The sequence below is a fragment of the Streptomyces sp. KLMMK genome, from assembly GCF_036961605.1.
Lineage (GTDB): Bacteria > Actinomycetota > Actinomycetes > Streptomycetales > Streptomycetaceae > Streptomyces > Streptomyces telluris.
The window spans coordinates 1-9,484 of sequence record NZ_JBAMDC010000261.1 but is presented as its reverse complement, the minus strand read 5'-3'; the positions used below and the strand labels follow the sequence as shown (position 1 = coordinate 9,484).

General features: G+C 72.7%; 7 protein-coding genes. 6 read left to right on the top strand and 1 reads right to left on the bottom strand.

Annotated features, from left to right (window positions below; genetic code table 11):
- The 3 genes from V7793_RS27250 to V7793_RS27240 form a co-directional block, all read left to right on the top strand.
- Nucleotides 1–787 (top strand): SDR family oxidoreductase (locus tag V7793_RS27250; protein WP_336011035.1); only part of this gene is annotated, 787 nt, incomplete at its 5' end.
- Nucleotides 788–886: 99 nt separating this feature from the next.
- Entirely contained in the window at nt 887–1,081 is a 195-nt protein-coding gene (locus V7793_RS27245) for a hypothetical protein (RefSeq protein WP_336011033.1), read from the top strand.
- A gap of 14 nt (nt 1,082–1,095) precedes the next feature.
- Nucleotides 1,096–1,281, top strand: a complete 186-nt coding sequence (locus tag V7793_RS27240; RefSeq protein WP_336011031.1) for a hypothetical protein — start codon at nt 1,096–1,098, stop codon at nt 1,279–1,281.
- Between the two features lie 108 nt (nt 1,282–1,389).
- On the opposite strand, the gene V7793_RS27235 is transcribed toward V7793_RS27240, so the two are convergent.
- A complete protein-coding gene (locus tag V7793_RS27235) occupies nt 1,390–4,752 on the bottom strand; it encodes a S41 family peptidase (RefSeq protein ID WP_336011029.1) in 3,363 nt (1,120 codons plus the stop codon).
- A gap of 173 nt (nt 4,753–4,925) precedes the next feature.
- Between V7793_RS27235 and V7793_RS27230 the strand changes: the two genes are divergently transcribed.
- The 3 genes from V7793_RS27230 to V7793_RS27220 form a co-directional block, all read left to right on the top strand.
- Nucleotides 4,926–5,525 (top strand): TetR/AcrR family transcriptional regulator, encoded by a 600-nt coding sequence (locus V7793_RS27230; RefSeq protein WP_336011026.1) that lies wholly within the window; start codon nt 4,926–4,928, stop codon nt 5,523–5,525.
- A gap of 111 nt (nt 5,526–5,636) precedes the next feature.
- The gene (locus tag V7793_RS27225; RefSeq protein WP_336011025.1) at nt 5,637–7,859 is read left to right on the top strand and encodes an MMPL family transporter; all 2,223 of its coding nucleotides are present in this window, start codon (nt 5,637–5,639) and stop codon (nt 7,857–7,859) included.
- Nucleotides 7,860–8,343: 484 nt separating this feature from the next.
- Nucleotides 8,344–9,484, top strand: a 1,141-nt coding sequence (locus V7793_RS27220; RefSeq protein ID WP_336011023.1) for a MarP family serine protease, incomplete at its 3' end; no start/stop codon positions are given.

Below are 9,484 nucleotides of genomic sequence, written 5' to 3'. Positions count from 1 at the left end.
CGTCGCCCTGGTCGGCCTGGAGCCGGACCGGCTGCGGCGCGTGGCCGCCTCGCTGCACGAGGACGCCGCCCACTGGCACGCCGACGTCACCGACCACGAGGCCATGGAGCAGGTGGCCCGCGAGGTCAAGGCCCGCTTCGGCAAGGTCGACGTCGTCGTCGCCAACGCCGGTGTCGCCGCGGGCGGCCCCTTCACCGGCTCCGACTTCGCGAGCTGGCGCCGCGTCGTCGAGGTCAACCTCGTCGGCAGTGCCGTCACCGGCCGCGCCTTCCTGCCCGTGCTGGCGGAGAGCCGCGGCTATCTGCTGCAGGTGGCCTCGCTCGCGGCGATGGCCCCGGCGCCGATGATGAGCGCCTACTGCGCGTCGAAGGCCGGCGTCGAGGCGTACGCGCACTGCTTGCGCGGCGAGGTCGCCCACAAGGGTGTGCGGGTCGGCGTCGCCTATCTGAGCTGGACCGACACGGACATGGTGCGCGGCGCCGACGAGCACCCCGTGATGCGGGAGATGAGGCAGCGCCTGCCGTGGCCCGCCAACCGCACCTACCCGCTCGGCCCGACCGCCGACCGCCTGGTCGACGGCATCGAGCGGCGCTCGGCGCACGTGTACGGGCAGGCGTGGCTGCGGCTGCTGCAGGGCTCGCGCGGCTGGCTGCCCGGGGTGCTGGCGCTCGGCGCGCAGCGCGAGATGCGGCGGTTCGATGCGGAGGCGGCCGGGGCCGCCGGGATGGGCGCGGGGCTGGTGGGCGCGGGAGGGGCGGCGGACGAGAAGGAGCGTACGGGGGCGTAGCGCAGCGTAGTCATACGATATGCGGTCTAAGATGGTGGATGTCAGGCTGTTTCGGGGTGAAACGCCCCGAATTCCCCTCACTGAGGAGTGAGTGCAGCCATGGGCATCAAGGACGAGATGCAGGGCAAGGCTCAGCAGGCCAAGCAGAAGGCGGAGCAGGCCAAGCAGAAGGCCCAGCAGAAGGCCCAGCAGAAGGGCCAGGAGGCGCAGGACCGGCTCAAGGAGCGCCGCGAGCAGGAGAACCGCCAGCAGTCCTTCGACGACCTGCGTGACGAGCTCGACGACCGCACCTGAGGGAGCTGAGCCTCATGGCCAAGGGAGACAGGGCCAAGAGCAAGGCCGAGCAGCAGAAGGAACAGGCCGACCGCGCCGGCCGGGCCGGCAGCAAGAAGGCCAAGGAGGACGCCGGCGAAAAGGCCCGCCAGGAACTGATCCGCAAGGAGCAGGAGGAGTGGGACCGCCGCGACACGTTCGACGAGAACTTCGAGATCTGACGGCGGATCGCCGTAAGGGGCGCACCTCTTGGAGGGGCGCCCCTTACGCCATGCCCGGCTTGCCTTACGCCATGCCCGGCTTTACGCCATGCCCGGCTCCTCCGGCGCTCAGCTTCGCGGCGGCAGCTTCGGGCGGCGCAGGTCCGGCACCCCCGAATAGTCCGGCGGCTGTGTCGCGCCGTGCCGTTCCAGCAGGTCGAGCGCGATGTGCACCGCGTCGTCCAGCTGCCGGTGCCGGCCCTCGGCCCAGTCGAGCGGGGTGCGGTCGATCTCGACGTCGGGGTCGACGCCGCGGTTCTCCACCGTCCAGCCGTACTCGTCGAACCACGCCGCGTTCATCGGCACCGTGATCGAGGTGCCGTCCCCGAGCCGGTGCCGGCCGGTCATCCCGACGACCCCGCCCCAGGTGCGCAGCCCCACCACCGGGCCGATGCCCTGCAGCTTGAACGCGGCGGTGATCATGTCGCCGTCGGAGGAGGTCATCTCGTCGGCGATGGCGACGACCGGGCCGCGCGGGGCGTTGCTCGCGTACGACACGGGCTGGGCGTCGCGCGTGAGGTCCCATCCGATGATGGTGCGGGTGAGCTTCTCCACGACGAGCTCGCTGATGTTGCCGCCCGCGTTGCCGCGGACGTCCACGATCAGGGCCGGGCGCGACATCTCCATCCGCAGGTCGCGGTTGAACTGCGCCCAGCCCGAGCCGCCCATGTCGGGGATGTGCAGGTAGCCGCACTTGCCGTCGCTCAGCTCGCGGACGACGGCGCGGCGCTTGGCCACCCAGTCCTGGTAGCGCAGCGGGCGCTCGTCGACCAGCGGGACGACGGCGACGCGGCGCGCGTGGCCCTCGCTCCCGGCCGGCCGGAAGGTCAGCTCGACGGTGGTGCCGCCGGCGGCGGCGAGCAGCGGGTACGGGCCGGCGACCGGGTCGACCGGGCGGCCGTCGACGTGCGTGAGCGCCGCGCCCTCGCGGATGCCCGAACCGGCCAGCGGGGAGCGGGCCTTGGAGTCGGAGGAGTCGCCGGGCAGGATCCGCCGGACCGTCCAGGTGCCGTCCTTCTGCCGCGTGAGGTTCGCGCCGAGCAGGCCGATGGCGCGCTGGTAGTGCGGCGGGCCCTCGTTGCGGCGGGCCGGGACGACGTAGGCGTGCGAGGTGCCCAGCTCGCCGAGGACCTCGCGCAGCAGGTCGGCGAAGTCGTCGGGGGTGGCGACCCGGTCGACCAGGGGCCGGTACTGGCCGAGCACCGCGTCCCAGTCGATGCCGCACATCCCCGGCTCCCAGAAGTACGCGCGGACGATCCGGCCCGCCTCCTCGTACGCCTGCCGCCACTCGGCGCCGGGGTCCACGTCGTGCAGGATGCGCCGCATGTCGATGAAGACCGTCGACTCGGGGTCGGGGGTGTCCGTGGCGGGGACGGCCCGCAGGTCGCCCTCGTCGTGGACGACCAGCCGACTGCCGTCGCCGCTGACCGCGAACCAGTCGAGGGAGCTGGTGAGTTCGCTGCGCTTGGCCTTGGTCAGGTCGAAGTGCTCGAGGGTGGGGCGGCCGGAGGTGTCCGCGGGGTTGGCGAAGGTCTCCCCGAGCGCGCCGGAGATCGGCCAGCGCAGCCACACCAGGCCGCCGCCGCTGACCGGCCGCAGCGCCGAGTACTTCGAGGCGGCCACCGGGAACGGCGTCACACGGCTCTCCAGCCCCTCCACCTCCACCAGCGTCGGCCCGCCGGGCCCGGTGTCCTCCTGGTCGAGCCCGCCGCCCGCGGGCCGGCCCTCGGCCGACAGCGCGAACGGCGAGGGCGTCGCCGAGGACAGCGGTACGAGGTAGGGGCGGCAGCCCAGCGGGAAGGACAGGTCGCCGGTGTGCACGTCGTAGACCGGGTCGAAGCCGCGCCACGACAGGAACGCGAGGTAGCGGCCGTCGCGGGTGAAGACCGGCTGCTCGTCCTCGAAGCGGCCGTTGGTGACGTCCACGATCGTCCGGTCCTTGAGCCGTGCGATCTTGATCTGGCGCAGGGAGCGGCCGATGCCGGGGTGGGACCAGGCCAGCCACTCCGAGTCGGGGGAGAAGGCGAGGTCGCGCACGGGCCCGTTGTCCGAGCGGATCAGCTCGCTGACCTCGCCGGTACCGGTGCCCTCGCCGGTACCGGTGGCCTTGCCGGCACCGGTGTCCTCACCTTCACCCGTTTTCGCATCCGCACCCGTGCCCTCCTCCGTTCCCGCCTCCTCGGCCGAGGTGTCCACGAGCAGCAGCCGGCCGTCGTGCGTGGCCAGTGCCAGCCGCTCGCCGTCGGGGGAGGCCAGCGTCTCGTGCACCCGCCCGATCCGGCCCGCGCCGAGGCGGCGCGGCTCGGCGGGCCCGGCGGCGCGCGGCAGCTGGGCGATCTCGATCGCGTCCTCGCCCTCCGCGTCCGTCACGTAGGCCACCCGCCCGGAGGCGCCCAGCATCTCCGGCAGCCGCACCCGGACGCCCGGGGTGTCGGCGATGGTGCGGGCGGGGCCGTCGCGGTGGGTGAGCCAGTAGAGGCTGCCGCGCACCTGGACGGCGCTCGCGCGGCCCGTCGTGTCCACGGTGACGCCGTCGACGTTGGAGGCGGCCTGCACCTGGTACGGGCGGCGCCCGGCGCGCGGCCCGCCCAGCGTCACCTCCAGGCGGCGCGGCCTGCCGTCCGGGCCGAGGTCGTCCACCAGCCACAGCTCGCCCGCGCACTGGTAGACCACGCGCTCGCCGTCGGTCGAGGCGTGCCGGGCGTAGAAGTCGTCGTGGTCGGTGTGGCGGCGCAGCTGCGAGCCGTCGGGCAGGCAGGAGTAGAGGTTGCCGACGCCCTCGTGGTCGGAGAGGAAGACGATGCGCCCGCCGGCGAACATCACCGAGTCGAGGTGGCCGCCGATGTCCGGCACCAGACGGGTGCCGTGCAGCCACATCCGGCCCATGGCCCCGCCGCGGTAGCGCTTCCAGGCGGCGGGCTCGTGCGGGGGCTTGCCGGTCAGCAGCAGCGTCCGGTGCTCGCCCTCCACCTCGCCGATCGCGATGTCGGAGACCGGGCCCCAGGGCAGCCGCAGGCCCGGGCTGCCGTCGGTCGGCACCCGGTAGGCCCACGAGAAGTACGAGAAGGGCTGGCCGTGCGAGGAGACGGCGAGGACGTCGTAGCCGCCGTTGCGGTCCGAGGGGGCCCAGCCGCACACGCGGGTGTCCGTGCTGCCCCAGTAGGTGAGCCGGCGGGCGGGGCCGCCGTCGACGGGGGCCAGATGGATCTCGGGGTCGAGACTGCGCCAGTTCGTGTAGGCGATGTGGCGGCCGTCGGGGGAGAAGCGGGGGTGGCCGACCCGGGTGCGGTCGACGGTCAGCCGCCAGGCCCGGCCGGACGGGGCCGGGGATCCGGCCGCGGGCTCCAGGGGGGCCAGCCACAGGTCGTCCTCCGCGGTGAAGCAGAGGAGGCCGCCGTGGAGATGAGGAAATCTCAGGTAAGAATCACTCACTCCACCATCGTTTCGGCCCCCGGGTGGTGCGGCAACTCGGTCGGCGGGGGCCGGGGAGGTAACGGGCCGTGACGGAGAACACTTGCGAAACGGCAGCGTTTCGATGCTGCGCCGTCGTATCGTCGTAGGTGTACGAAACCGTTTCGTACGGGAGTGGATCCAGGGAGGTGGACGTGTCCACGGAACCGACCGAGCCCGCGGCGCGCCGCACCCGGCTCACCCCCGAGCGGGAGGCCGAGCTCTACGAGGCGGTCCTCCAGATCCTGCGCGAGGTCGGCTACGACGGCCTGACCATGGACGGCGTCGCCGCCCGCACGCACGCCAGCAAGGCCACCCTCTACCGCCAGTGGAAGGGCAAGCCCGAGCTGGTCGCGAGCGCGCTGCGGCACCAGAAGCCGGTCAAGCTGGCGGACATCGACACCGGCTCCCTGCGCGGTGACCTCCGCAAGATGGCGTGTGAGGTGGACGATGACCGGATGGCGCAGGACACCGCCCTTATGCGCGGCCTGGGGCACGCGATCCACACCAACCCCGACCTGCATCAAGCACTGCGCGAACTGCTGATCCTGCCGGAGCACGAAGGGCTCCGCGCCATGCTGCAGCGCGCGGTCGACCGGGGCGAGGTGGCCGCGGACAACCCCGCGCTCGACTTCGTCACGCACATGATGCTGGGCGCGTTCATCGCCCGCTCCCTGATCGAGGACAAGTTCGCGGACGCCGCCTACCTGTCCCGCTACATCGACGCCGTGGTCCTCCCCGCCCTCCGCGTCTGACCCCCCACAGCTCACCCTCCCCCACACTGCCCACCTGACGTGCCGCTCTCGTCGCCGGGCTGCTTCCCCATGCCCTGTTAGCCCACTGATCCGACGGGAGCACCACTTCTCGTGGCCACGTTCCTCTACAGACTCGGCCGGACCGCCTTCCGGCGGCGCTGGTACTTCGCCCTGATATGGGTGGCGCTGCTGGTCCTCGCCGGTTTCGGCGCCGCCACGGCGTCCAAGTCCACCAACAACGACTTCTCCATACCCGGCACCGAGGCGCAGCGCGCCTTCGACCTGCTGGAGAAGCGCTTCCCGGGCAACAACGAGCAGAACGCCTCCGCCCGCATCGTCTTCAAGGCCCCCGAGGGCCAGAAGCTCACCGACGCCAAGAACAAGGCGGCCGTCGAGAAGGTCATCGGCGAGCTCAAGCGCAGCCCGCAGGTCGCCCAGGCGGCCGACCCCTTCACCGGCCAGACCGTCAACCAGGCCGGCACCACCGGCTACGCCTCCGCCGCGTACAAGGTCAAGGCCGACGAGCTGACCGAGGACTCGCGCACCAACCTCAAGGACGCCCAGCAGCACGGCCGTGACGCCGGGCTGACCGTCGAGGTCGGCGGCAGCGTCCTGCAGCAGATGCCCGAGGGCGGCTCCGAGGTCATCGGCATCGCCGTCTCCGCGGTCGTCCTGCTGATCACCTTCGGCTCGCTGGTCGCCGCGGGGCTGCCGCTCCTGACGGCCATCATCGGCGTGGGCATCGGCGTCTCCTCCATCGCGGCCCTCGCCCCGCTGCTGGACCTCTCCAGCAACACCTCCACGCTCGCCATGATGATCGGCCTCGCGGTCGGCATCGACTACGCGCTGTTCATCGTCTCCCGCTACCGCGCGGAGCTGGCCGAAGGCCGTGAGCGCGAGGAGGCCGCGGGCCGGGCCGTCGGCACGGCCGGATCCGCGGTGGTCTTCGCGGGCCTGACGGTCGTCATCGCGCTCGCGGGCCTCATGGTCGTCAACATCCCCATGCTGACGAAGATGGGCATGGCCGCGGCGGGCACGGTCACGATCGCGGTGCTGATCGCGCTCTCGCTCATCCCCGCGCTGCTCGGCTTCGCCGGCAAGCAGGTGCTCGCCCGCAAGGTCCGCAAGGCCGGGCCGGACGCCGCCGGCGCCGGCAAGCCGAACATGGGCACCCGCTGGGCCCGCTTCGTCCTGCGCAAGCCGGTGCTCGTGCTCGTGGCCGGTGTGCTGGGCCTGGGCGCCATCGCCGTGCCCGCGGCCTCGCTGGAGCTGGGCCTTCCGGACGACGGGGCGGCCTCCAAGAGCAGCACGCAGCGCAAGGCGTACGACCTGCTGTCGGAGGGCTTCGGCCCGGGCTTCAACGGCCCGCTCATGGTCATCACGGACGTGGCGGACGCCAAGGACCGCAAGGGTGCCGCCCAGAAGGTCGGCGACACCCTCAAGGGCCTGGACAACGTCGCGACGGTGACCCCGGCGGCCTTCAACCCGGCCGGTGACACGGCCATCCTCACCGTCGTGCCCAAGTCCAAGCCGACCAGCAAGGACACCGAGGACCTCGTCCACGCGATCCGCGACAAGGGCGACTCGCTCAAGGCCGGCACCGGCGCCGAGGTGCTCGTCACCGGCGCCACGGCCATGAACATCGACGTCTCGCAGAAGCTCAACGACGCCCTGCTGCCCTACCTGGCGCTGGTCGTGGGCCTGGCCTTCCTGCTCCTGATGGTCGTCTTCCGCTCGGTGCTCGTGCCGCTGAAGGCCGCGCTCGGCTTCCTGCTGTCGGTGATCGCCGCGCTGGGCGCCGTCGTGGCGGTCTTCCAGTGGGGCTGGCTCGGCTCGCTCTTCGGGGTCGAGGAGACCGGCCCGATCATGTCGATGATGCCGATCTTCATGGTGGGCGTCGTCTTCGGTCTCGCCATGGACTACGAGGTCTTCCTCGTGACCCGGATGCGCGAGGCGTTCGTCCACGGCGAGCGGCCCGGGCAGGCCGTCGTGACCGGCTTCAAGCACGGGGCGCGCGTGGTGACGGCCGCGGCCGTCATCATGATCAGCGTCTTCGCCGGCTTCATCGGCTCGTCCGAGCAGATGATCAAGATGATCGGCTTCGGCCTGGCCATCGCGGTCTTCTTCGACGCGTTCGTGGTCCGCATGGCGATCGTGCCGGCGGTGCTGGCCCTGCTCGGGAAGTCGGCCTGGTGGCTCCCGGGGTGGCTCGCGAAGATCCTCCCGAACGTGGACGTCGAGGGCGAGGGCCTGCGGGACCGCCTCGCGGCGAGCGAGGCGGCGGCGCCGAAGGCGCCCGACGCGGACGAGGACCGGGAACTGGTCAAGGCCTGACCCCTTCGTTTACGGTCGCGGCCCGGCGGCGCCCCTCACCCATGCGGGTGGGCGAGGCGTTGCCGGGCCGCGGCCGTTTCCGGTGGTAGCAGCGGGTCCCCCACGGGGGTGGGTCCGGCACCGCCGGACCGCGCCGTCTCGGCCGAGCGCCGCGGCGGCGGGGGAGGGCCCCGGTCCCACCCTTTCGCCGTTTCCCGGGGGAGCGCCCCCAGCCCCCTGAGGGGTCCGGGGCAGCGCCCCGGTTTCGGGAAGGGGCGGGTCAGGGGAAAGATCCCCGCCGCGACGGCGCTCGGCCACGGCCGAGGAGCCCGGCGGTGCCGAGCGCACCGTAGTCGTACGCCCCGCGCCCCAACACAACGTGGCGTACGCCATGAATTCGCCCGGATGGGGAACCGCCGCCCGCCGGACCCGCGTTTTCCCAAGTCCACGGGCCAACGAACCCGTGGGCGCGTTCGGGGGCGCGCGCGAAGGAAAGGGCTCCGCGTTGAACCTGCTCGATCTGCTGCTGTTGCTCGTCGTCCTCGGCTACGCCGTCTCCGGCTTCCGCCGCGGCCTCGTGGCCAGTGTCGTGCTGCTCGCCGGCTTCCTCGGCGGAGCCGTCATCGGCGTGTGGGCGCTGCCGTTCGCCCTGGAGCCCTTCGAGGCGGGGACCGCCACCGCCGCGGTCGTCGCGGTCCTGGTCGTCCTCGTCCCGGCCGCGATCGGCCACGCCCTGGCCGCCCGCCTCGCCTACGGCCTGCGCCGCCGCCTGACGTGGGCCCCGGTCCGCGGCATCGACGGCGTCGGCGGCGCCGCCGTGAACTCCCTGGCCGTGCTGCTGGTCGGCTGGGTCGTGGCGAGCGTGTTCGTCTCGGCGAATTCGCCGCTCGTGACCCGGCAGATCAGGGAGTCGACGCTGCTGGGCGCCGTCCAGAAGGCGATGCCGGAGCAGGCGCCGACCTGGTTCAGCCGCACCACGGACGCCCTGAACGGCGCGGGCTTCCCGCAGGTCTTCAACCCCTTCGAGAACGAGCCGGCCACGAGCGTGCCGAAGCCCTCGGGCGACGCCGTCACCCCCGCCGCGACGAAGGCGTCCAAGGAGAGCGTGGTCAAGGTCGAGGGCGTCGCGGACACGGGCGAGGGCCGCCGCGGCCAGGAGGGCAGCGGCTTCGTCTACGCCGCGCAGCACGTGATGACGAACGCCCACGTCGTGGCCGGGGTGAACAACCCCACCGTGCGGGTCGGCGGCGTCGGCAAGGCGTACCGGGCGAAGGTCGTCCTCTTCGACCCGAGGACGGACGTCGCCGTCCTGGACGTGCCGGGCCTGAGGGCGCCGGTGCTGCCGTTCGACAAGTCCGCGAAGCGCGGCGACGCGGCGGTCGTCGCGGGCTTCCCGCAGAACGGCGGCCTGGACATCCGCGCTGCCACGGTCGCCAATGAGCTCCGCGCCAAGGGCCAGGACATCTACGGCGACGGCGTCACCACGCGCACGGTCTACTCGGTCCGTTCCACGATCCGCCCGGGCAACTCCGGCGGCCCGCTGCTGACGCCCTCCGGCCGGGTCTACGGCGTGGTCTTCGCCCGCTCCACGGCGGATGCGGAGACGGGCTACGTCCTGACGGCGGCCCAGGTCGCGGAGGCCGCCG

Excerpts from the sequence above, each read along its gene's own strand:
- V7793_RS27245 (WP_336011033.1), top strand. The coding sequence starts at position 887 with ATGGGCATCAAGGACGAGATGCAGGGCAAGGCTCAGCAGGCCAAGCAG.
- V7793_RS27240 (WP_336011031.1), top strand. The coding sequence starts at position 1,096 with ATGGCCAAGGGAGACAGGGCCAAGAGCAAGGCCGAGCAGCAGAAGGAA.